The following is a 23607-nucleotide window of genomic DNA, read 5'->3' as shown; positions in this document are numbered from 1 at the left end:
CAGTCGTTATCGATTGGACCGAAAACGCTAAATCTCCAGGTATTCCGACTGTTGTCATGGTAAAGCACAGTCAAGCCGGAGGAGGACAGGGATGCAGCCAGCCGTGGAGGTGGTGTTAGCTGGCGATTCTGAAGCCAGTTTACAGCCCGGGCGACTTTGGAGACACGCGGTCTTCGTGGCTTCAAAGCGAGCGAGAAGGCTGGTGCTCTTCCAGTCTGAAGCGTCCCCACAGCAGGCGGAATCCCTGTCAGCCGGAGTGCGGAAAATTGCCACCAATTTAGTGGCGCGAATGCTTACCGATATTGGGACGAGACAGGTATTTCATTTTTCAACCTTTTGTTATTAACTATTAATAGCAAACCAGTGTGAATTGACCGCTAGTCGAAGAACTTGAGAATTTGCTTTCCCTCACCACACAACGAACGGGCCCGAGACTTTCCATCTCAGGCCCGTTCGCCGTTTCTCACGTCATCACCACTGATTACGCATTGCTACGCAGTCTCGCGCGCGGTGTGGCGTGAACTCCTACTCCGCTGATGTCTCAATAATATCCGCTAGTTGCCGCATTAACTCCGGCAATTCGCCAGACAGAACATCGCTGACGTGTTCTTCAACACGCCGTCCCCGCGGCGTAATCTGGAAAACGTGATACCGTCGGTCGGTTGGTAACGTTTCATCTTGAATGAACCCCCCGTTCAACAGTCGACTGATCTGAATGGAGACCATCGATTGCCCAACGTTTAGGCGACGAGACAGTTCGCTCGTGCTGATTTTCTCAGACGCAAGCTCGTGTAAGATGCGGTACTGCTCAAACGTGATTGCATCTCCAGTGCTGGGCCGTTTAATAAAGGGTCGTAGCAGCGAATTCAGTTGGTGGATTCGCTCCACGTCCACGGCCAGTTTATTGGCTTCCATCATGACACTCTTCCTCCTCGTGACCACTGACACCCATGCCGTGGGTCCCAGTTCGTCTTTAACATAGTCATCATACATATTGGTCGCTTAATGGCTGATTCTCACAGTAACTAAGTGGCCTACCCCAATTATCCTATCATAGATAACCGACTATATTATAAACAAATCACATCTTGGCCAAATTTGCTATTATATCACTTATATTTAATGGTGCCAGCCTTGGTTTAACGGGGATTCTTCAGGAATCGAGCGGCGGCTCCATGCCACGTTGATCGTCCCGTAAAACTTGCCAGAGGGCCTCTTCATCGACCACGCTGGTAGCTTTGGGTTGGGTTTTCTTCATGTAAGCGGTTAATAATTGCTTGGCAAAATATTGGCAGTAAGTCAGCTCATCCACTCGAACTGGCCGCTCAATCAGCGGGCCAGCCTGTGGCGTCTGCATGAACTGCTTCACCCATTGTTGCCGTGACCGTTGTACTTGAAGTACTTCACCCCAACTCTTGCTCAGGCGGGTGGTCGAGTCCCGGATAATCATCTCCATCCTAACTGTCAAGGAGATCCGGCTCTCCTCTTTGCGGGCAGTTGTGTTGACACTCTGCAGATAGCGGCCATTCAGCCAGCTATAGTATTTGCCATATTGAGAGCGTTCCGTTGCAAACAGTAGCAGATCACCCAATACAAATGGCGTTGGACTTGTCAGCTTCAAAAAGCCCTTCTCCACACGGTAATCAAACCAGTCAACCCCGACACACTTGCTCAATGTCTGAAGCAGTGCAAGGGGTGTTCGCTCAGTGCGATAAAACCCAGTCGTTGTCCAGATAACAGTATCTGCGGCATGGTCGCTGGAACTATAATTTTTCAAATACAAGAGCGTCGACCAATCAATTTCGACCTGATCACCAGGAACAAATATTTCCACGTCGGCGGGCTGGAGATTCGTGAAATTGACCACCTGCTCCGCCGCAACCTTTTCCTGGTACTCCGCCGTTAAACCATGGGTCAACGAATTAGCCATCGACTATCTCCTCCTCAGGACGATTGAGGTGTGTGATAACTTAACATGGCCCCTTGTTTGCCCAGCTATAGATTCTCACAAAAACCGAATAATAGCAAGAAAGACAGCCTGCTTTTTTAAAATAGTTTTTACACTATATCAGCGATATTTTGCGGATATTAATGGGTTTCAGGGGAAACTATCGTTAAAATTATTACGAACTATAAATATATTAATATCCAGTTTATTCGATTTTTCTCATAAATCTAGCTAGAATTGTTACCTGAATTTCATGCAATCCGTTAGTTAACTTGCTATACTCAAAGTAATGAGGAGGCGACGTGCGTATGCAAGAATATCGGCATCCGTTGGGCGAAACGCTCCGTCAGATGCGACTGATTTTGGCAGCTGGCGCAATGCCCGACGAAATCTTGGCCATGGTCGATCTACCGGCCTGGTACTTACTTGAACTGGAACGGGGCCACATCACGCGTCCCGACCCGGACACCCTAACGCTGCTCTACGACTGTTATCAAGTGACGGCAGATCAGGTTGCGAATTTTCGATTGGCCCCAGACTTAAAAGCGGCCATTACTACCATTATCACGGCAAAAGAAGCTACCGGCCAAGCCTACCGCCGTCAGGGCAAGTTTAAATGGCCCAGCAGCGATTGGTACGCTACGAAACATCCCGTTGTGAAGATGGCGGACCCCGCGGCACGGAACAGTTACGCGGACATTTTACGTTGTGTGCGGGAACGCATCGAGTGGTGTCCTTTGCTGATTACCAGCTTCTACTACCGGCTATCCCCCATGGCCTATTGGCAAATGGAAGCCGCCCAGTTACCCGTTACAGATACCGTCATCCAGATTCTTTGTCAACGGCTAAACGTGACCAATCTGGACGCGTTCATTTACGCTGATGACTTATACACCACGCTGTGTCAGCACTTAAACTTGTCACAGCGAGATCTCCCCACCCAATTACGATTACCCATGGGCGGCGACCGCCATTGAATTTAAAAACCCACTAGCAAGAAATCGACTTGTTAGTGGGTTTATTAATTATTTGCGATAATGATTAATTGTTGAATCAGTTAAATGTATTTGGAAGGTGTGGTGAACTAACTAACACAGTAGTCCCTTTTCCCTTCCATCGACTATCTTCTTTGTCTAGTCTAAAAACACTGTATCAGAGTTGCACCTCTGACACAGTGTTTTGTGAAGCCATGTAGTTGGTTCCTTCTAATTACGCGGACAACAAAAATCAATCTAAGTCGAGAATATGCCTCACAGGCGGTAGGGTAAGTATTAGCTTGGTGTTTGGCCTGGAAAGCCAAATACCTTTTTACAATACAATAATTTTAACCTAGCCTAGTGCAAAGATCAAAGCAACTACCTTTGATAATAGTGTCACAGAAGGCTTTAAAGATTCAGCTACACTATTTAATGCTTATATTGTCGTCGCTTTGGCCAATTGTGAATTATCGCGAAAATCAGTAGCCCGACTAGGCCAGTAATTGTCAAATCAATCCCTAGCCATAAGCCTGGCGTTTCATAAGCTAGAACAATTTGATGCTTACCAGCTGTCAATTGTGCACCCACAAAACCCGCATTAACCTCCAATGTCTTGACCGGCCGATTATCAACTGTCAAACGCCAGCCAGATGAGTACGGCATCGACGTTGTCATTATCCCCGCCTCTTTCATCTTCAACGTTCCGCTGACACGGTTGTTCGTCACACGTTCTGCCCGCAATCCTCGCCGCTGAATCCGCCGAATTTGCTGGTTGTAACTCGACCTAAACGGCATTGCCACCAGTCGAACAGATTTAAAATTAATCTGATGTGTCGAATGAAATGTCACCTTAACCGTCTTGCGCACCGCTTTAGAGTAGCCCAGGTTCATAAGTGCATGTCGACGCGGTTCATAATCAGATAGCTTGTCAACTCCCATTTGCGCAAAACTCTTAGACTGATTACGCGTACGTGCCGTTAGCCAAAAACTGCCAAGGTCAGGATTCAGCAACGCATTTCGCCAATTATTAATTTTAGTCGTCGTTGGTCGCGGTTGACCACCCAAAATTGCTGAATTAGCCTTCTGCTGGACCGTTCTTTGTGCGTTAAGCTGCTCCGAGCTAATTCCATCAATTTCCAAATACAATTCTGCTCCCTGTGCCAGCTGTGGCTGGTCCAACGTCAGCGTATAGGTCAATCGATGCCCCTGCGCATCACTAGTCATTTGGTGCAATCCCGTTTTATTAATCGCCTGATTGTTCGCTAAAATTCGTTTATTCTGGCCTAAAACATAGTCCAAAGCTTGCTGATTCTGTTCTAACTTCACGGCCGATGCATACTTGTCCTTGTTAGCCTTACTCATCAGTCCATCACTATCCGTCTCAATCTTTGGGACAGTAATCTTCGGTCCATACGTTTTTCTCTGCTTAGAATTCAAAATTGACTTCTGTCCCGCCGCGGCCTGAGCCAACCGGTACGAGACAACCTTGTTCGCACTGTCGATAACCGGCTTCTGGTCCACCGCCACGGTGTAATCCAGCACCTTTTTTGGCGACTGGTAGTTGGCCTGTGTCAGACCCTTACCAGAATCCACCACGGCCGCCTGTGTCAGACTCCGTTCCTTGTCGACCGCGTCCAACTGGTCCCACTGATAGCTGGTCAAAATCTTCGGTTGACTGTAGACCAGTGGCAGGTTGAGTGACGTTTTAAGAATTCGCGTCCCCGTTCCGTTCGAGAGACTGTAGACTGGTACCTCGGGATAGTCCTTTTTGGTCACGTGATATCCGTATGGAAGCGCCGTCTTCTCATCGAGTTGGTCTTGGCGCGTGAAGAGCTCCTTGACCCCTAGCAAATGGTTCAGACTGGACCGGCCATCGAGTTGTCCCAACGGCGAGTTCATGGCAAATTGGGCATTTTGGACGTCCTTACTGAACGCTCCGACCGCCCCATTTTGCACGGAGAAGTAAGACATCACGCCGCGCAGTTGGTGTGCCATCGTCATGTTGTTCCCCACCGTCTGAAAGAGGTTATACGCGGAGGTACTGCTGACCCGGGAGAAGTTATTCCCTTGCGCAATGTCGCGGTCAGCGTGGTCAAAATAGCCCTGCATGTAGCGGGTCGCATCACCTTGGCGCAATTGCTGGTTAGCCCGACTCGTAACGTTGACGTCGGTGTAGCCCCAAGCATTGCTGATCAGATTCAAGCCAACGACCAGCCCCGCCAGTAATTTTAACCAGCGCGACGGCACGCGACTACTAGCCACGGCCAATAGGGTCACTACTAGCAGGAAGCCATAGCTCACAAAGTTCCGGGCATCATTGTTAAAAATAAACCCATTGCCCGCGTAAACGACCAGTAAAAGGGCTAATGAACCACCCAGCAGCCACCACCCATCGCGCGGCTCTAGTTCATTGAAGTGATCAAACAAGGTCATCAAAGCTAGCGTTACTGGCACAGCGACCAAGAGCAGCCACCGGTTAGACGGCGTCGAAAACACGTTAAAGAACGCAGCAACGGCCGGAAAAAGTAGGCCGACCGCACACAACACCAACGTGCCCGCCAAGTACCGATAAGTTCGGAAGTGTCGTAGAACGTAGATACACCCTAGAAAGGACAGACTGCTGATACCCAAAACCGCCCAGTAGTTCAGCGCGTTCCCCGTCGTCAGGACGGTATTCCCCAATTGCAGGTAGTAACTGATGGGATATAGGGTCAGTCCGTTGGCAAACGTCCCGTTAGTTCGCGTGGAACTCAACATCATCAAGGCTGATGGCAAGATCAGTATTCCGGAAACTAGCAGTCCTCCGACGGCGGCAAGAATGCTACGTAACAGGACTTGCCACCCTTTAATTTTTAAAGTACCCGCCGTCTGACAATGCCGCCAGCGAATCAACAGGTAAATCAGGCTCCCTAGACCCAATATGTAAGCAAAGTAAAAGTTACTGAGAACGGTAATCCCGGTAATCAGCCCGAGTAGCGTCCAACTGTGGCCTTCCAAGATACGGTTGATACCGACCAACAATAGTGGGAAGAAAATCATCGGCAATAGGAAGAAGGGATGGTGAACCCCCACCATCAACGAGTAGCCGGTAAAGGCATAAGCTAAGGCACCTAACCATTGGCTAGACGGCCGAAAGTGATACTGCTTAGCCAACGGGATGATGGCAAGCCCGGATACGTAGAGCCGCGCAATCACCATCCACCCGTAACCGGTTTCTAGCATCTTCGTTGGCAGCAGTGCCAGCAGATAAGCAAACGGATCACCGAGGACGTAATAGGCCAACGTGGTCAGCTTATCGGCCCCGATACCAAACGTCCACGACCACCCGGTGAGACTACCGAGCCCCCCGTGATGGAGTAAACGCTGGAACTCATGCATGATGGGATAATGTTGGGCAATCCCATCCATATCCCAAATAAACGTCCGTCCCGCCAGACTCAACACCCCAAAGCTAAGTGTCGCAATCACCACAAAAGACGCCGTATAAAGCAACCACACTGGCAAACGGTGATTTTTGAACTTCATTAATTATATCCTCCAAACTATTACATCCAAATAACTATCAAATCATTCTCTACACCTTTAAGCATAACAAAGAATTATCACTCTCTACGTATTACGATGGGATTGATAACAGATTGAAATCTATTTGAGACATTATAAAAATACACACCGGTAACTATTTTTCCTATAATTTAATTTTTACTCAAATTAAACCCCCTCAAGTGCAATCAGGCTTGAGGGGGTTATGACTAAATCACTTGTAGTAAGACATGGTTTGGAAGCACATCTAAAGTAAAACTAAGCAATCCAGTTGTTATTAGAAGATGAGTTGTCAACGGTACCAGCCGTTAAGGTCGCGTCAAAGCTGGCAGTCACATTGCCGAACGCTTCTACCGTCTGAGACTAAGCTCAGCTCAATACCCATGCTAAACTCCATCCCTAAGAATCCCCTGGTACTAGTAACTAACCTATTCTTGCAATTCGCGACTTAATCTACGAATGTAATACCTGTTTAAATAAGTCATCTGCATTCACACCATATCGAGCACAACGTTCACGAATCAACTCACGATGTCCATCAACAATCTCCGCAAACAAACCCCGTTTCGTCAACCAAGCCAACTTAACCTCTTGATCAAACGATTGCAACGCAACGTTGTCTTCAATCTCTGTCAGTTGTTGTGGATCAATTTCCAAGACCACACCAATTTCTCTAACCGTCAACCCTAGCTGTTTACGAGCCAGTTTAATTTCATCCGGTAATAAAAAGTGGTATCTCTTCCGATAAAGCGCAAAATCCATCCGAAAATTATAATCCGGATCATCTACAGGTTCTAAATACTCTTCCTCATCATCAATTTCGACCGTAGCTGGTACCCAGTAACGGTGTGTGTTGGTCAGTGGTGCATCGAACATCACCACTTCTTCATCGACTTCAATCACGTTAAATTCAACTGGCGCTCCGGTTAAATCCTGATGAGCTACCTTTGCAATCAATTTAACCATTGTTCGCTCCCCCTTTGAAGAATCCCCACTAACAGATTTGCCAGCCAAAGACATGTGAACTCATCTCTCGGCTACATTTACTTACTATACAGGGCAACTACCAAATAGCAGAACAAAACGTCTTACAAATAAATTTATAACTCGAAAACACTCACGAATCTTACTTTAAGCTCAAAGTATTGAATGTAAATAACTATACTGGCTACCAATAGTTGTCATCAAATCTATGTCATTAGAATACTCCAGCTTTCTGAACACTCTTCTTTTGCACTCCCGGCAGAAAACAAAAAAGCTAGAGCAGTTAGACTAAAGAATAAAGTCTAGCGGTCCTAACTTTTTAATTGATTATCCGAACTCCAAATTGCATTTAAAGACTATCTCAAAGCAAGCATTAACTAACTTGAAGAGATTATCCGGCAATAAAGTCACTGTTAGAGGTCGTCGTTGTTGATTTGACCGACCCTTTAACGGCAGTATAGTAAACCGTCGCTTTGGCACCACCAAAGACGCCATCCGTTGCGCTCTTCAGCGTGTACTGGTAAGCAACGAAAGTTCCATCGGCATTAGGTGTCTTAGTAACGACAACGAATGAACCGGCACCAGCAGCCTGTAAGTGTGTTTGAATATCAGCTGCAGATGCAAGCTTACCCTTAGCTTGTTTAAAGAAGGTATCAGCATTAATTTTAGTTTGAACATCAGCTGGGAAGGCAAGTGATGTCTGTGCAGCTTCCATATCTGAATTGTAAACCTTCAACGTCGTCCCTAAGGAAACTGCATCGTTAGCAGTCACATAAACAGTCACTGAGGAATTCTTTGCATAAGTAGCTGTAGTTGAACCAAAGGATGATGCTGCATCTTCACCGGCAATTGAGTAACCAGTTGGAACCAAACCCTTAGCCTGCTTGTAGGCATCAGCCAGCTTCAAGGTTGTCGATCCTGCAGCAAATTCGTAGACAGCCGAAGAAACCTTTGCACCCGACGATTTGTCAACAAAATTGAAAGTAATTCCGTTTTCAGCCTTAGCAGTATCACTCTTAGACGTTGTTACGGCATTAGCATAGATCCAACCGCTAATAGCAGGGTTAGACGCATCTTCAACATAGTAGTAAAGGGAACCTTCGCGTGTCTTAGTTGCAGCAGCAGTAACCTTTAAAGCGTCATTAGCATAGTTGGCGGTACTCTTAATTTGCTTAGAAGCCTTATATTGTGTATATTTAGGCGCGTCCCAAGTAACATTAGACTTACCAGGAGTTGCAAAATAGACTGTCTTACCAACCATAGTGTTTGTTGCTGTTTGATCAGTGATTGTATTTGCCTTAGCAATACCACCATCAAAAGTATCCTGAACCTTACCACCATAGATGTAACCACGATACTTACCGTTCATGGAAACAATCTTGTAGTAAACTGAACCTTTGTTCGTTACCTTCATGTAGTAAGCACGGAAGTAATCGGCAGACTTCTTGGAGGCGGCCAGTTTCTTCATTGTCGTTACAGAAGCAACTTTCTTAGCGCCCTTGACCGTCCCAGGCTTTGAGTACAAAGCGTTTTTCCCCGTAACTTCAACGTTACGCGTTGCACCATCAGTCGTTAAAGTCTTACTTGTAACAACTTTAGCCTTACTAGCCGCTTGAGCGGTCGTAGAAACAGTAGCAACTGCCCCTAAACTCAACGCTGCTAAACCAAGATAAAGTGTCTTTACCAAACTTGATTGCATATTTTCATTTCTCCTCTGAAATAAGTTATTTTAATAACGTCATTTAGTATACCAAATTTTATTTTAGAATACCGCTATTTAGCTAAACTTAATTAACATTAAAGATACCACTTCTGGGTCATGATTAGCACCCCGTAGATCACTGGTAACTATTCTTTAAAAATAATTCAATTGTTTCATTGCTAAGCTCACTTGGTAACACTTAATTTAATACAGTAGCCGCTTAGTGGAAATAAGAATGGCATCCTCAAAAACGAAGGCGCCATTCTTATTTTGAATCCAATTCTAATATGGTCAGTTATTAGGTGCTTACACCTTCACTCCAAAAATATTCTAATAAAAAAAGGATTCCCAAAGGAATCCTTTTTAAATCACTCAATTAATGAATATTAACCGAAGATTGAAACATCACCAGTGTTACTGGTAGTAGCACCAGTACCGGTAACTTCTTTAGCAGTGTTGTAGAATGCAGATGCAACGCCACCCTTAGTGTAACTACCAGCAACGCCAGAAGTTAAGGTGTAAACAGTGTGGTATACAGTAACCTTACCGTCGTTACCCTTAACAGCGTTAGAAGCGTCAGTAGCAACAACGTTGCCATCAGCATCCTTAGCGTAGTCAGCAGAAGTCAAAGTAGTAACCTTGTTAGTAGTTAAGAAGTTAACTACGTCGTTTGCAGCATAGCTAGAGCCAGTGGCACCAGAGAATGCAGCAGCCAACTTAGGGAAGGTAACTTGCAAGTTCAATGCAACACCATCAGTACCAACGGATGCCAACTTGTTGACAGTAGTACCAACTTGGTAGTATGCAGAGATGCTTTGTACGGCATCAGCAGCCTTAGCAACAGTCAAGGTAACAGTGTCACCAGTCTTGGCGCTAAGAAGTGCTGCTTGGTTAGATGCAGTTGCGGCAGTGTATACATAACCGGTACCCTTAAGTGCAGTAACACCCCAAGCATCAGTAGCCTTGTTTTGTGCATCGAATCCAACAGCGGTACCAACAGCGTTAGCCTTGGCAGTACCAACAGCGGTGTTAGCCGTGTTGTTAGCAAGCAAAGCTTGTAGCGATGAAGTAGCAACTGAAGTGCCATCAGGGTTTACAAAGTTAACCTTGATATCAGTAGCTTGGTTGAAAGATACTGACTTGTCAGCAGTAACAGCCTTGCTGAAGATCCAGCCGTTTACTGATGGGTGTTGAGCATCCTTAACGTAGTAGTACAGAGAACCTTCACGGGTCTTAGTAACTGCATCAGTGATGGTCAAAGTGTCACCAGCAAATGGAGTTGTGTTGGTAACCATCTTGCTTGCCTTGTATTGCGTGTTCTTAGGAGCATTCCACGTAACATTAGTCTTACCAGGGTTTGCAAAGTAAACAGTCTTGTTAGTTGGTAATGCAGCCTTAGTAGTAGTTTCTGCAGACTTGATACCGCCAGCAAAAGTACCTTCAGCCTTACCACCGTAGATGTAACCACGGTACTTACCGTCCATCGTTACTACACGGTAGTAAACTGAACCACGGTTAGTAACCTTTTGGCCATAAGCACGGAAGTAGTCAGTTGACTTCTTTGATGAAGCCAACGTAGCCATAGTTGCTTTAGAAGCAACTACCTTAGCACCCTTAACAGTACCAGGCTTAGTGTATAAAGCATTTGTACCAGTAGCTTCAACGTTACGCTTAGTAGCGTCAGCGGTCAAAGTAGTGTAGGCACCGGCAGTAGCATATGACTTAGCTGAGGCAGTAGTTGAAACTGCAGCAACTGAGGCAAAGCTTAAAGCAGCCAGACCCAAGTAAAGAGATTTCTTTAAACTTGATTGCATAATTTTTCTTCCTCCAAACATAATATATGTAATTTATCAAGCAAGAATAGTATAACCGAAATCAGCGCTTTTGTTAAGAAATTTATTCCCTAACTTGCTAACTCATTTCCACCATTCCTTAACTACAAAGTTGATTATAGCTGGATAACCCCTAAGAAACAAGGAATATGCCTGTTTTGTCGTTGGAATGAAATAATTTCCTGTGTTCTGTAATATTCCTGTCATGTGTCCTCAATATTGTTGTCAGCTTTTTTAACTAAAGATTCCACATGCACTGCCTTTCAAAAGGTTTTCAATTTCATAAAGTTTAATGCCCCGTTAAGGTAAGGCAACTTACTTGCAAAACATCCCCTGACGGTCCATACTGCAGGTATTAAATGAAAGGGGGTGATGCTTTTTGGCAACAGGAAATTGTTACCTTAAAGTGATCGCTTCCGCGGAGAACGGAAACGACTAACTTCTTTAAGGTAAAGGCCCGGCGAACTATTATTCGCCGGGCCTTTTTGTATGCTCTTTTAAACTAAAACCATTTTATGTAACCAAAAAAGGATATCACCTAGGTGATATCCTTTTTATCGAGGGCACCAAACGCTCTGCCGCCCAATGGACAATAGTCCCTCGTTTAATGTACATTAATATTAGCGTCTCCACTGCTCGTAGTCAAGCCTCACACAGGCCTTTTTTAACTCCTGATATGAGCTCACATGAATTCTGTTTAGCATATGAGCGTTCAGATCAAATTGTTTTCCTTCTAAAATACCGGTCGAGTCTCCCGGACCGCAGCCTTTACCTGATCGCCTAACCGCTTCATCCCTACCGCAATCTCATCCGGCGTCATGCCCGTGAAGCACAGGCGCAGACCATTGTGGCTATCACGGTTCGGATAGAAGTTGGTTCCTGGCACGTAGCTGACGTGTGCCTGCGGAATGATTTGATTCGCCAGGAGTTTGCCCGTATCGATGCCAGCTGGTAACGTGACCCAGTCGAAGAAGCCACCTTGTGGGGTCGTGAAGTCGACCTCATCCGGGAAGTCCGCTTGCAACGCCGCGACCATCGCCGCACACTGCTCGCGGTAGTGATTTTTGAGCACATTAACGTGTGCATCCAAATCGTTTTCTTCCATAAATACATTAATCGCTGCATGGGTCACGCCGGTCGTTTCCAAGTCGCTACCGAAGCGGACCTTCATGATGGCCGCCAACAAGTCGCCATCGGCCACCAACCAGCCCGTCCGCAACGCCGGCATTAAAATTTTTGACATACTCGACACGAAGACGACTCTGCCCTGCGTGTCAAAACTCTTGATGGCTGGTAGCGGTGACTGCACGTAGCCCAAGTCGCGGTATGGCGAATCCTCTAAGATCACAAAGTCATAGCGATTCGCTAAATCGACCAACTGCCGTCGCTTCGCCACACTCATCGTGATTCCGGTCGGGTTGTGGTAGTCCGGCACCGTGTACAGCAGCTTGATGCCCGGGTGTTGCCGCAACGTTTCCTCCAACTGATCCAAGTCGAGGCCATCCGCCTGCAGGCCCACCGCGTGATACGTCGGTTGATACAGGTCGAACGCCGCCAACGCCCCCACATACGTTGGCACCTCCACGGCCACTTCATCGCCCGGGTCCAGTAAGGCCTTGGCCACCAGCTCGATGGCCTGCTGCCCCCCGACCGTCAGGACAACGTTGTCCGCGGTCGTCACTACCTGGCCCCATTTACCGATACGGGCCGCCAGCTTCGCCCGTAATTCCGGGTTGCCCTGCGCCGTTTGGTATTGGAATAGGTGGGCCCCCTGCTGATCAATGGCGTCGTGAAACGCCCGCTGCATCTCTTTGACGGGGAAGAGGCTTTCCCTGGGACTACCCGCCGCAAAGGAAATGGCGTCCGGGTGCGTATCAGTTGGAAACAGGCCACTTAAGGCCGAAGTCACGTCGGGATTGGCGCGTTGTGCTAACAAATTTTTCATAATAGAGTCCACCTTTCTGACGAATCCAGCCCCCAGCCAGACTCGCCGTCACTATCGTCATCATTCACTGCCGGTATCGCATTTAGCCGTTACCTTACCGACCGGCCAAACTACCGACTGAGGCTTCCTGCTAACCTGAGAGTATGATAGAATACCTGTGAAAGAAAAGCTATTTCAACCATCTCGAAATAGCGTGAATGTTATTCATCTTTACCAAGGAGGTGTCCCCGATGTTACCCTTTGCTTATCGCGTCTTCCAAGCTATCGTCCAAGAACAAACCTTTTACCGGGCCGCGCAAACGCTGAACGTGACGCCCTCAGCTATTAGCCATTCCGTCAATCAATTGGAAAAAGAACTCGGGTTTCCCCTCTTCATTCGCAATCGAACCGGCGTGGAGCTCACCCCGGATGGGAAGACCGTCCTGCCGCTGATTCAGGGCGTCATCAACGCCGAAGACCGGCTCCAACAGGCCGCCGCCAACATTAATGGGATGAATGCCGGCTCTGTCCGGATGGGCGCCTTCTCGTCCGTCTGCATCGCCTGGTTGCCACCAATCATCCGGCAATTCAAGCAGGACTTTCCGCAAATTGACATCACCCTCGAACAGGCCGGCTTCGGCGACATTGCCTCGGCCGTGAAGACGGGCCGGCTGGATCTCGGTTTGTCCGCGCTCCCAGTTGCCGAGAAATTAACCGTTCTCCCACTGATCAAGGACGAAATCTACTGCATCACGCCGAGCGACTTCATCCCCGCCAACCGCACCACGGTCACGGCGGCGGACTTGGTCGACCAAAACTTTATCTTGCAACGGGGCGACTACGATAAGGATACGAAGGCCGCGCTGGATCATTACCAGATTCGCCCCAACGCTCTGCGCTTCTCCATCGACGACCAATCGATTCTCGCCATGGTCGAAGCCGGCATGGGCATGGGGATTCTGCCTGAACTTGCATTAGAACGAGTCAGCGGGAACGTTAACGTCTATCCATTTGACACGCGCTTCTACCGAACCATCTGTCTGGTCGTCAACTCCGAGCAGGCCAAGGCGCCCTCGACGGCGAAGATGATTACCGCCATCACTCGGTACGTGGCGGAGACTTACCCGGATAAGGTGCTGGAACATCCGCATGTGGGGTAGTGGTAATAGTGGTAGCTGACCGCGCTACGGCTGCCAGGGACTACGCCTGCTGTGGGGACGCTTCAGCCTGGAAGAACATCAGGCTTCTCGCTCGCTTTGAAGCCGCGAAATTCACGCGTCTCCAAAGTCGCCCATCTTGTTAGCTAGCCAATGGCCAGCTAACAAGATTACCACGGCTGGCTCCGTCCCTGGCCTCCTTCGGCTCTGATTGTGAGGTTCTTTTACAGCAGTTGATTGGAGCCCTAACAATTGTTCCAAATTGAAATTTATTGCATATCAAAAGGAGTGACGATGGCCGTCACTCCTTTTGAGTTTCCATTACTATTGCTGCTTCCACTACAACACTAATTTTTGCCGGATACTCTGATATTGCCTTTCTGGGACTACCGCTACCTTAGATTGTACTAACCTGGTAAATGCCTGCGAACTCTCGGACATTCGAAAAAGGCTCTCTTGCTCGTCGGACTGTAAAACGAGACCATTTTCAATTTCAGATAGTGTGCTATAACTTATCCCTAAGACTAAAGCATACTGTCTTAGGCTCAAATGATAGCCTTGACGTATCTCTTTGATTTGATTAGGAGTCAAGACGCCAAACCGCTTACGATACTCACGGAAATCCAGTTGTAAATTATAATCTGGATTATCGATTGGTTCTAAATAGTTATCGTCGTCTCGTAAGTCTTCTCCCTTTGGTACCCAATAAGTATGCACGGCCGTAATTACTCGTCGTCTTACTTTAACCTCCTCAGTCACAGAAATAACTGAGAATTCTTCAATTTCACCGGTTAGGGACCGCTTTCTCTCAATATCTTTTAGCCACTTATAATTTTGTCCCATTTGCGTACACCTCACTTGAATTTCGTAAACGTTTGATCTGGACTTTTCTCACTGGGATGTAACGAACGTAGCTCTGCTCCACGCGTAGAAACGTAAAATTTCACATACAGCTGCTCTTTGTACAAGGCCACTAAAAACTCATAGCCACGTAGATTATGATTACTCTCCTGATGGTGAACAGCAGATGGACCACGAAAATACTGACTCTTGCTTAAAACCATCAGCGCTTCTCGAACCATTCTCTTATAAGAGATCCCCATCTCATCCAAGAATAGTCGTGACTTTTTATTTAGCCTGACATCCAGTTTTCCTTGCTCGTAAAACTCTATTAATCGAAAAATTGTTAGTTCAACATTAGCTTTATCATCCTTCAAAGCTTCTCCCCCAAGAGTATATTATGTTACTTGTAGGTAACATAATATACTCTTTCTACTGTCATAGCAATTTCTCTGTCCTATAATGATTTTTATAGTCAAACACACGATTCCAAATGCGGATGTACACTATTTAGCTGAGGTTTATAAGTCACGTCGTACAACAAATTAGTGAAGGACTTTCCACCACTCATTACTATATTTGCACCTTTACCCTGTCCCCGTTTTCTCCCACTTCTACTCATCGCCATTAGCCTCACTTCGGATTCCAGACAACGATTCCAGCATCTCTTCAGGATCAATAATCGGCGTCGCGCCAAAACGGCCCTCGATGTATCGTTTCATATAGCTAACGCCCTGGCGTGACGTATTTCGCATATCCCTAAAATCAAAAACTGAGTTCAAATCGCTAACCCCTTGGAAGTCTTTTTCCACTAAGTAAATTTGATCCACCCGAATTGCTGAATCTAATAATTGTAGTTCATGCGTTGTTAATAGGAACTGATTCTTATTAGACTCGGAATTAAATATTCTGATTAACGCCTGTGATAACTCTAAGTGCAATGAATCATCGAATTCATCGAAAAGTAGCGTCTTACCATCACCGTGTAGTTCAGCGCTAATAATAGACAATGCAATCATCAATATTTTCTGGGTTCCTCGTGATTCACTCGCGACAGCCAATTTTTTATGACCAGCGCAATTTCCAGCTGAATCATATACTTTATGAACTGTGAGCAATCTCGTATTGGTATGAAGAACTGGAATTATATAGCCGGATACTGGTAGTGGCTCACCCTCAAGGACCTCAATATCAATAATGTTAAAATCGGCGAACCGTAAGAACCGCAATAATTGTTTTTTAATTCGGTCATCCTTAACCAACATTGCCAAGTCATCAGGAATCGCTTCTTCCTGATAAGATTCAACAAAGATCAAATCTTCGTCAAACCAGGTCACTGCCTTGATTGCCACCGCATCGTTATTCTGTTGGGCGGTAAATAGAAATAGACTATTGGCCTTGGTTCTTTCCGAAACATCAGTCAAGGACTTGGGCAATGACAAAAATGTTTGTTGATTCCTTTCGAAATAAACAGACTCTTTGCCCTTTTTGATTAATGTTAATCTTTCATAAGTGATGATCTTTTGGTTATATGAAAACTCATATTTATACTCAGAGTCGTCTTTTTTAAAATCCACAGCAAACGTTGTATCCTCAGCATCAGAGTGTGTGCTTAACAAAAATTGACTAGCAGGCAAAACATCGGTCACCTTGGCTGGATCATTCAAAACCATGTGCTTCATCGTTTTGAGGCCAGCCAAGAGATTAGACTTTCCTGAACCATTTGGCCCAAATATTAATAAATTTTTTAACACAGAAGTTCTGCCAATATTAATTGTATTTGTCTTTTTAAATCGACTCAATCGTTCGCCAACCTCAGCCGAGAGAATGGCCTCATTCTTGAAAGACTTAAAGTTCTTCATTCTGAAATCAATTAGCAAAATAGCACGCTCCTTCCGAGTAGGTAGTGTGATTATAGCATGAAAACGAAACTAAACTGTGATTATTGTCCTTTTAGATAGTCTATTAACTAAAAATATGTTTTTAAATCACAATATTATGTTCTTATTTTAGAATTGCTAACCATTTCTCAATTTGTTCTAACTGCTCTGATCAACTATCTCCGTTCAGTCACCTAATTATCCAACGCCCTTCACGCCTCCCAACACTCGCTCCAGCCCTAAAATACCTTAAACCCTCATCAATGGGCGATAGATTGGACTGATCACGATGCTACTTCCCCACTACACGCCCGCGAAAACGCGACTGTTTTTGCTCGGCAATGCGTTGCTCTTACTTCTGAATTGGCTGGCACAACTTACCCATTTCCAAGCGGGCTATCTCCAACCCGTTCGCTCTGGCGCTGACTTGTTGGCCTTTACCGCCATTTTTCTATTGTTACTGGCTGCCAACTTTACAAAGAAATCGACCATCTTTGCCAAAATGTTACTGGACTACAACCTGGTTTTCGCCATTTATGCGCTGATCCTCCTGCTCTTCCCCAAAGTACTTCAAACGACGACGCTGAACCGCAACCTCGGCGGACTTGCCCTCGTTTCTTCCCTCCTTGCGCTCAGTCTTCCCTACGTTTCGCGCAATCATCTCATCGGTATTCGCGTCCCCTGGACCTACAAATCCCCCATCGTTTGGCAAAAAACGAACCTACTCGGTGCCCGACTCCTACTCGCTACCGGCATTATCAGTGGCTTCTTCGCCCAGCTGAGCGCCGACTGGCTGGCGTACGCTCTAATTACCGGCTCTATCTTCATGGCCGCGGTAACGATCGTTTATTCTTATCAGCTGTCGAAATCTGTATGAAATACCATGTCCCTATCAGGTTTCTACATTACAAAAAGACGGTCACTTTGAATAAGGATGACCGTCTTTTTGTAATGACTAAGATGCGCCACTACTAGCACCACACCTGCCATCATCCCACCTTAAATGGATTGTTTCTTCTCTGGACCCACTCAAAAAAAATAAATTGCTAAATTCCCTAAAATTTCATACTATTTTTAAACATATAATTATGCTATAATTTAGCCATATTAGGCCAATATGCTAAGAATAAACATATATTTTCGATTTTTTTTTGCATTTTACCACGATATTAAAATACGTCAATAGATTAAAGGTGATTTTCAATGTTGCGGAATCCAAACAGAAAACCTATTTATTTCACGATTATTATCGACCTTAAAGGAAGTCGAACAAATTTTGTAGATCAAGAAGCAACCAATAGTTTTATCTCCTACTTCGTCCGCAAATTAAATGCCGAGTTTATTATGGACATAGGAGAATCCACCTTCCAGCAAAAGGATGGGGATTCAATTATGATTGTACTCCAAGAGGGAATGGAGGCCTTAGTCTACCGAATTTATCAATTTTGCAATTCGTTATATTACCGCTCTGAATTTCAAGAAATGGCCGTCACAAAAATGATTCCAGGAAAACACTTAGCATTCTACTTTTCTGTCGGGGTCGGTACTGTTGATACCAACATTAACCAATTAAACAATGTCGACGTTGTCAACGGATCTTCAATCTCGCGGGCTACTGAAGGAATCACGCTGGTCAAAAGAATCGTCGACAATCAAGTCCCAACACCACAATTTTCTTTTAAAAAATCGCCATTTAAGCTTCTTATCAATACAACATCTGCGCTCAACACACAGCCTAGTGCCGATGCTATCACAGGTTTATTCTATCTGTTGTACGAGAAAATTCTGAATACCAAAAGTAAAAGATTTGGCTATGCGCTACTTTACCCCGAACGACAGATTTCAAATATTAATTTGGCACATGAATTAGCCGAAAAATATAAGATGTCATCCTTCAATGTCGATTACAGCGACCCTATTCAAAGAGCACAGGTCTCCTCAAAAGTTTCTGTCATGCTAGCACCCGTAAAGAAAGAACCCGTTATCCTCATTCAAAATGCCATCGTAAATGGACTCCTCAATATCAAGGAAGAGCTGGTACAGCAACTATGACTATCATCATGATGACCTACCTGACCCACCTGTTAGTGGATTTCATCTTTCAGCGCGACACTACCGTTGAAATCAAATCCGGAAAAATGTCTTGGCAGAAAACAAAATGTTTGTTTGGTCACGCCGTCATCTCTAACTTAGTAATCGGTTTAGCTTTATATTTCATCGTTTGGTCAAGCCAGCAACTTATCCACGGCGGCAATCATGACGCTTTCAATCTTCTTGATTATTTCTTGATTCTCCTCTGGATATCTGGATTTCATTTCGTACTGGATGCAATAAAGTATCCGATTCAGCTTGGGCTTAAAAACCATTGGTTCACGAAACAGTCCGATGTCGTCACGTACACTTTAGATCAAATTCTACATCTGATTTCTATCTTTCTAGCAATTGATATTATCCTAGGCTCCAGTAGGTTAGCCACCGCCTACACCCAACTTCAAACGTCATTAAAGGGTGGCAACGTCATCGTTATACTCCAAGGGATTCTAATTTTACTTATACTTGAGACTAAATTCTCAGAGTATTTCATCAAGAAATTTCTAACTGGTACCGGTGTTATTCCCACGGTTGAAAACACGAATCACAATGATACAGCGCCAAAATACCACTTAGGCGGCTACATTGGCAATCTAGAACGAATCATGATTGCCATCTTTTTCCTCTCAAACAGTATCCCCAGCATCTCAATCGTGGTCGCTATCAAGGCAGTGACCCGCTTTAAAGCTTTGGATAACTCAGAATTCGCAGAGTACTACCTGTTAGGAAGCATTCTGAGCCTACTACTAGGTTGTCTATTCCCACTAATCGTTCACCAATTATTTTACGCATAATCCTCTATGTAAGCCCAAAACAACCGCCACCCCATTACGGATGGCGGTTGTTTTGGGCTGCGTTACTTGTTGGTGACTAATGGATCAGGACGTTAGACGGCTGGTACCACGGGTTTAGCCGTGACCAAAGCCGTCTTGGTCGTTTCCACGATGCTGGCGGCGTGTGGCTCGGCGTAGAGTTCCATACCGTCCTTGGCGAACAGCTTGGCAGCCGCCATCTGCTTCATGAGGTTCTCGACCTCAGTCGGCGTCAATTCCGTGTTGACGTACTTCAGGCGGAGGTGCTTGATGCGCTTGTCGGAACCTTTAAAACTCAATTCTAATGCTTTCATTGAATGACTTCCTTTCTATTAATAAGCGGCGTTAGGCAACAGCGTTCTGAGTGGCGATGACGGCGTTGTTGAATGGTAAACCCGTCAAACCGGAAAGGTAACCGCCGAAGTCCTCGACTTGTTTGGCCGCCGGATCGGCAATCGCGTTTTGTAACACGATCTTCACCGGATGGTCAGCGTCAGTCCCGAGGATAAAGGTAATGGTCGTTTTCTTCCAATTTGTTTGCATGGTGGTGCTCCCTTCGTGGTGCGATTTTGGTAAGTGTTGGCCAACCCCTACACTCTTACTAACGAAATCCGAACCGATTTTGTAACGCGTTTGGCGAAATTAATTCAAAAAATATCGTGATCTGATGTTAAATGGTGAATCAGTCGTTGGGTCAGCAAACGCCGCCAACGGTAGACCGTGTTGCGGCTCACCTGATGTTTGACGGCAATCTCGTCCACCGTCAGCTGGTCGACCAGCGTGCCCACTAGGAAGTGCCATTCGCCCGTCTTACCGGACGCACCAATTAATTTCAGCAAATACTTGCGGTAATCGGCGAGGCCAATTGCGGCCAAGACATCATCATCACCGGGCAACCCACTCAGCAATGTGTCGCCATCCCCGTTCTCCTGGTGACTGCTCTCGCGGAAGTCGCGTCGGCGCTGGTCCATCAGCGTCCAGTACAACTTCTGCTGAGCATAGGCCAGAAACTGGTGTGGCTTCTCCTCGGGATCTTCCGGGAACGCGTGATAAATATCAGGAAATAGCACGCGGGCCTCTTGGAAATAGTCCTCGTAATCCGGGTGACCGGGTTTCAGATTGAGTTTCTTCAACACGGCATATAGTATGGTTTCGTGATCGCCTGTAAACAGAAACTGGTACGCGGCGGCGTTATCGATGGTCATTTTATGAATCATCCTCTCAATTTCGATGATCCATAGCGCTATGGACAGGCTCTAATTTATCAATGATTGAGGAAACGACCGACACACTAAAAACGGGCACCCGTTGCGATAAATTCAATTACGTCTTTGTTTGCTTAACCCCTAAGAGATCAACTGGCGGGAAAATCTCGGCGTTGTATGGTTCGTTAATTTGTTCAGTTTTTGCACCTTTTTTCGGGTAAAGGACTACACTATTGGCAAATTTTTTCGTGTTACCCCCTAGCGTGATCAGGCCCGCGAAAGATTGACGGTACGCGGATCATTCCTGATTCAGTTAGGGATGGGCATCAGTCGCTGGCTAACTACCGATTGAGCGGTAACGTAACGGGCGTTGTCATGCTGACGGCTAATAGTCAGTTACTGGTGGTTAGGGGTCGTGCCGGTGGAAGTATTTTCTATGAATGCTGCAGGCAACCCGTAACTGAGTATTTTTAGGGTTAGTTGCCCGAGGTGTGGGTAATTACGGCGGTTAGACATATAGTGACCGCACAAAAAAAACGGCAAAACTCATTTGGATAGTGAGTTTTGCCGTCGAGGATTATTCTATTTAAAGGCCACATTCATCGGTTGAACCAGCGCCGTCAACAGATGGTCCGCCTTGTCCTTGGTCGTAAAGACGACCCGGTCGGCGAACAACGTGGCGTTCTGTTGCGAGCGGTACATCACCTGTTGCTTGGCACCCGTGGTCGTGTCCGTGACCGTGGCCTGAGCGACTGGTTCGCCCGCATCCACGGTGCCTGACGACAATTGGGCCGGCGTCAGCTTCGTTTGGACCCTGGTCGTCAAATTAGCCGACTGGTTGAGATACCACACGCCCGCCTGACTCACGATTGGCGCCGCCGTGACCGTCGTGATCCCATTAGCCAGTGAAATCTGCTTACTGGTCAGCGGTGTTGTCTCCAGCTGGTACTTCTTTTTCAGCTGCTTGATCAATTTATTCATGGCCGAGAACGTCGTGTCCCCGCCCAGAATCGTGGCGATCATCCGCTGGCCGTTGACCGTGTACGTCGCGGTGAAGCACAGCTTGGCATTCTCCGTGAATCCGGTCTTGAGGCCGTCAATCTGGCTTTCCTTCTTATACTGCGGCTGTCCGGGCAAGCAACTATTTTCATTGAAAATTGGCGTGCCATTAATGTCGGCCGTCGTCTTGCTAGAAATTGCCGTAATCTCTGGATCGGCAAGTAACAGATGTTGGGCAACAATCGTAATCGCCTTAGCCGAGACTAGGTTCTCTTCCTTTGCTCCAGTGTCCGGCAAAACCAAGTTGAAGTCCTTCAGGTCGGTATTATCCAACCCAGACGAACTGATAAAGTGGGCTTCAATGCCCCAGTCTGCGCTCTGCTGGTTCATGAGCTGAATAAATTTGGCGTTGTTGCCAGCCACATACTCACCCAACGCGGTCGCCGCACTGTTAGACGACGCAATCATTGCCGCCGCCACCAACTGTTTGACCGTAAACGTCTCGCTGGCCTTCATCCGTAATGAGGAATAGGCGTAGTTGTGGCTGAGTTTGATAAGGTCCTTACTCATCGGCACTGGGTCGTTCCAGCCGATTTGACCGTCATTGATGGCCTTGACCGTTAAATACACCGTCAACAATTTTGACAGCGAGGCAATCGGATACTTCTTGTCCGCATTTTGCTGGTACAGGACCTGACCACTCGTCGCATCCATGACAAAAGCCGCCCGTGCAGGGACCTTCGTCACCGTGGCGGCTTGTGCGGTCACCCCAATACCCCCTAAAATGGTCATGACCAGGGCCAATACTGCCCCGCGCCACAACCAGTGTTTTATTCTAACCACAAGCGCGAACGCTCCTTTCACCCTAACTTTCATCTGTGAGCGACGGCTTGCCGCTACACAGGATCACGTGTAAATTTATTAACAACTAAGCAGAAAACCTGCGATTTTAATCGCGGGATGAATGCCCGAATTTAACATTTTCTAAAACGTACGTTCCCCTATTTAGGAACAAATCGTGGTATACTTAACCCAATCTTCAGGGGAGGTAGCTATTGGTTAAGCTGGGGCGAACAATCAAGTTGAGACTCTATCCGGATACAAATCAAGCAAATCAATTTCTAGCAATGAGCCACGAATATCAACGATTAGCTAATCTTGTCAGTCAATGGATCTTTGACCATGAATTTCAGCTGAGTTGGTTAAAAATCAATCATCATCTGTACAAAATATTTAGACAAGAATCAGTACTCAATAGTCAGATGGTCCAGTCTGTATTTCGGACAGTTGTGGCTCGCTACAAGACAGTTCAGGAACAGATGAAGCAACATCCTTACCGCTACAAGAACGAAGAAAACAAGTGGGTTCAAGCTTCCAAAGACCTGACCTGGTTAGTGAAGCCCATCCAGTTCCACCGACCACAAGCGGATTTGGTTCGTCAGAGCAACTATTCATTCGTGGATAAGATGCAGCAAATATCGATAACCACCCTGGGTAAACGGACTAAGTTAGGGTTCACTGACAAAGGATTCGAGAAATACTTTACTGAGGATTGGAAGCTCGGGACTGCTAAGTTAGTCCATAACCGGGGCAAGTGGTTTCTGCACATCGGTATCACGAAAGAAGTTAGTGATTTCGATGCTAAGAACAATCCGCAAATTGTAGGGATTGATCGCGGATTACGTTTCCTAGCAACTGCCTTTGATAGTGAAA

Annotated in this window: 20 protein-coding genes; 6 read left to right on the top strand and 14 right to left on the bottom strand. The window is 46.2% G+C overall.

The genetic code is table 11. The annotated features are described in order from the left end of the window. Positions 1-525 precede the first annotated feature (525 nt). Positions 526-918, bottom strand: a complete 393-nt coding sequence (locus tag FC99_RS02065) for a MarR family winged helix-turn-helix transcriptional regulator (RefSeq protein ID WP_048733011.1) — start codon at positions 916-918, stop codon at positions 526-528. 235 nt (positions 919-1153) lie between these two features. Next, entirely contained in the window at positions 1154-1930 is a 777-nt protein-coding gene (locus FC99_RS02060; protein WP_048733013.1) for a hypothetical protein, read from the bottom strand. A gap of 326 nt (positions 1931-2256) precedes the next feature. On the opposite strand from FC99_RS02060, the gene FC99_RS02055 reads away from it, so the two are divergent. Further along, positions 2257-2925 carry a hypothetical protein gene (locus FC99_RS02055; protein WP_048733015.1) on the top strand — a complete coding sequence of 223 codons (669 nt, stop codon included), beginning with the start codon at positions 2257-2259 and terminating at the stop codon, positions 2923-2925. A 429-nt stretch (positions 2926-3354) separates the two neighbouring features. Here FC99_RS02055 and FC99_RS02050 read toward each other — a convergent pair whose 3' ends face one another. From FC99_RS02050 to FC99_RS02030, 5 genes are all read right to left on the bottom strand, one after another. Then, positions 3355-6450, bottom strand: coding sequence for a YfhO family protein (locus FC99_RS02050; RefSeq protein WP_048733017.1), 3096 nt, complete (start codon positions 6448-6450; stop codon positions 3355-3357). 471 nt (positions 6451-6921) lie between these two features. Next, positions 6922-7434: a helix-turn-helix transcriptional regulator gene (locus tag FC99_RS02045; protein WP_048733018.1), complete on the bottom strand. Its 513-nt coding sequence runs from the start codon at positions 7432-7434 to the stop codon at positions 6922-6924. A 409-nt stretch (positions 7435-7843) separates the two neighbouring features. After that, the gene (locus tag FC99_RS02040) at positions 7844-9151 is read right to left on the bottom strand and encodes a hypothetical protein (RefSeq protein ID WP_053083538.1); all 1308 of its coding nucleotides are present in this window, start codon (positions 9149-9151) and stop codon (positions 7844-7846) included. A 389-nt stretch (positions 9152-9540) separates the two neighbouring features. Continuing rightward, positions 9541-10968 (bottom strand): hypothetical protein, encoded by a 1428-nt coding sequence (locus FC99_RS02035; protein ID WP_048733020.1) that lies wholly within the window; start codon positions 10966-10968, stop codon positions 9541-9543. Positions 10969-11719: 751 nt separating this feature from the next. Further along, positions 11720-12931: an aminotransferase-like domain-containing protein gene (locus tag FC99_RS02030; protein WP_156166898.1), complete on the bottom strand. Its 1212-nt coding sequence runs from the start codon at positions 12929-12931 to the stop codon at positions 11720-11722. A gap of 230 nt (positions 12932-13161) precedes the next feature. Here FC99_RS02030 and FC99_RS02025 point away from each other — a divergent pair, with 230 nt between their 5' ends. Further along, positions 13162-14070: a LysR family transcriptional regulator gene (locus tag FC99_RS02025; protein WP_048733022.1), complete on the top strand. Its 909-nt coding sequence runs from the start codon at positions 13162-13164 to the stop codon at positions 14068-14070. A gap of 336 nt (positions 14071-14406) precedes the next feature. Here FC99_RS02025 and FC99_RS02020 read toward each other — a convergent pair whose 3' ends face one another. From FC99_RS02020 to FC99_RS02010, 3 genes are all read right to left on the bottom strand, one after another. Then, on the bottom strand, positions 14407-14910 hold the full coding sequence (locus FC99_RS02020; RefSeq protein ID WP_048733023.1) for a helix-turn-helix domain-containing protein: 504 nt from the start codon (positions 14908-14910) through the stop codon (positions 14407-14409). Positions 14911-14921: 11 nt separating this feature from the next. Then, positions 14922-15284 (bottom strand): hypothetical protein, encoded by a 363-nt coding sequence (locus FC99_RS02015; protein WP_048733025.1) that lies wholly within the window; start codon positions 15282-15284, stop codon positions 14922-14924. A 237-nt stretch (positions 15285-15521) separates the two neighbouring features. After that, positions 15522-16787 carry an AAA family ATPase gene (locus FC99_RS02010; RefSeq protein ID WP_048733026.1) on the bottom strand — a complete coding sequence of 422 codons (1266 nt, stop codon included), beginning with the start codon at positions 16785-16787 and terminating at the stop codon, positions 15522-15524. A gap of 289 nt (positions 16788-17076) precedes the next feature. Here FC99_RS02010 and FC99_RS02005 point away from each other — a divergent pair, with 289 nt between their 5' ends. The 3 genes from FC99_RS02005 (at position 17077) to FC99_RS01995 (ending at position 19672) form a co-directional block, all read left to right on the top strand. Then, the gene (locus FC99_RS02005; protein WP_048733028.1) at positions 17077-17664 is read left to right on the top strand and encodes an SdpI family protein; all 588 of its coding nucleotides are present in this window, start codon (positions 17077-17079) and stop codon (positions 17662-17664) included. Positions 17665-17990: 326 nt separating this feature from the next. Then, positions 17991-18839: a hypothetical protein gene (locus FC99_RS02000; protein WP_048733029.1), complete on the top strand. Its 849-nt coding sequence runs from the start codon at positions 17991-17993 to the stop codon at positions 18837-18839. Beyond that, positions 18836-19672, top strand: a complete 837-nt coding sequence (locus FC99_RS01995; protein ID WP_048733031.1) for a DUF3307 domain-containing protein — start codon at positions 18836-18838, stop codon at positions 19670-19672. The genes FC99_RS02000 and FC99_RS01995 overlap by 4 nt, the downstream gene beginning before the upstream one ends. A gap of 92 nt (positions 19673-19764) precedes the next feature. Here FC99_RS01995 and FC99_RS01990 read toward each other — a convergent pair whose 3' ends face one another. The 4 genes from FC99_RS01990 to FC99_RS01975 form a co-directional block, all read right to left on the bottom strand. Next, positions 19765-20004 carry a DUF2922 domain-containing protein gene (locus FC99_RS01990; RefSeq protein WP_048733033.1) on the bottom strand — a complete coding sequence of 80 codons (240 nt, stop codon included), beginning with the start codon at positions 20002-20004 and terminating at the stop codon, positions 19765-19767. Between the two features lie 31 nt (positions 20005-20035). After that, on the bottom strand, positions 20036-20233 hold the full coding sequence (locus FC99_RS01985; RefSeq protein ID WP_048733035.1) for a hypothetical protein: 198 nt from the start codon (positions 20231-20233) through the stop codon (positions 20036-20038). 104 nt (positions 20234-20337) lie between these two features. Further along, on the bottom strand, positions 20338-20895 hold the full coding sequence (locus FC99_RS01980) for a helix-turn-helix domain-containing protein (RefSeq protein ID WP_048733036.1): 558 nt from the start codon (positions 20893-20895) through the stop codon (positions 20338-20340). Between the two features lie 582 nt (positions 20896-21477). Continuing rightward, positions 21478-22737 carry a D-alanyl-D-alanine carboxypeptidase family protein gene (locus FC99_RS01975; RefSeq protein ID WP_156166899.1) on the bottom strand — a complete coding sequence of 420 codons (1260 nt, stop codon included), beginning with the start codon at positions 22735-22737 and terminating at the stop codon, positions 21478-21480. A 212-nt stretch (positions 22738-22949) separates the two neighbouring features. On the opposite strand from FC99_RS01975, the gene FC99_RS14090 reads away from it, so the two are divergent. Beyond that, positions 22950-23607 (top strand): nuclease/transposase family protein (locus FC99_RS14090; RefSeq protein ID WP_476738439.1); only part of this gene is annotated, 658 nt, incomplete at its 3' end.

The organism is Levilactobacillus koreensis JCM 16448, from assembly GCF_001435525.1.
In the GTDB taxonomy this organism is placed as follows: domain Bacteria; phylum Bacillota; class Bacilli; order Lactobacillales; family Lactobacillaceae; genus Levilactobacillus; species Levilactobacillus koreensis.
Note: the sequence above shows the minus strand (reverse complement) of the source record. Positions and strands in the feature narration are given on the sequence as shown.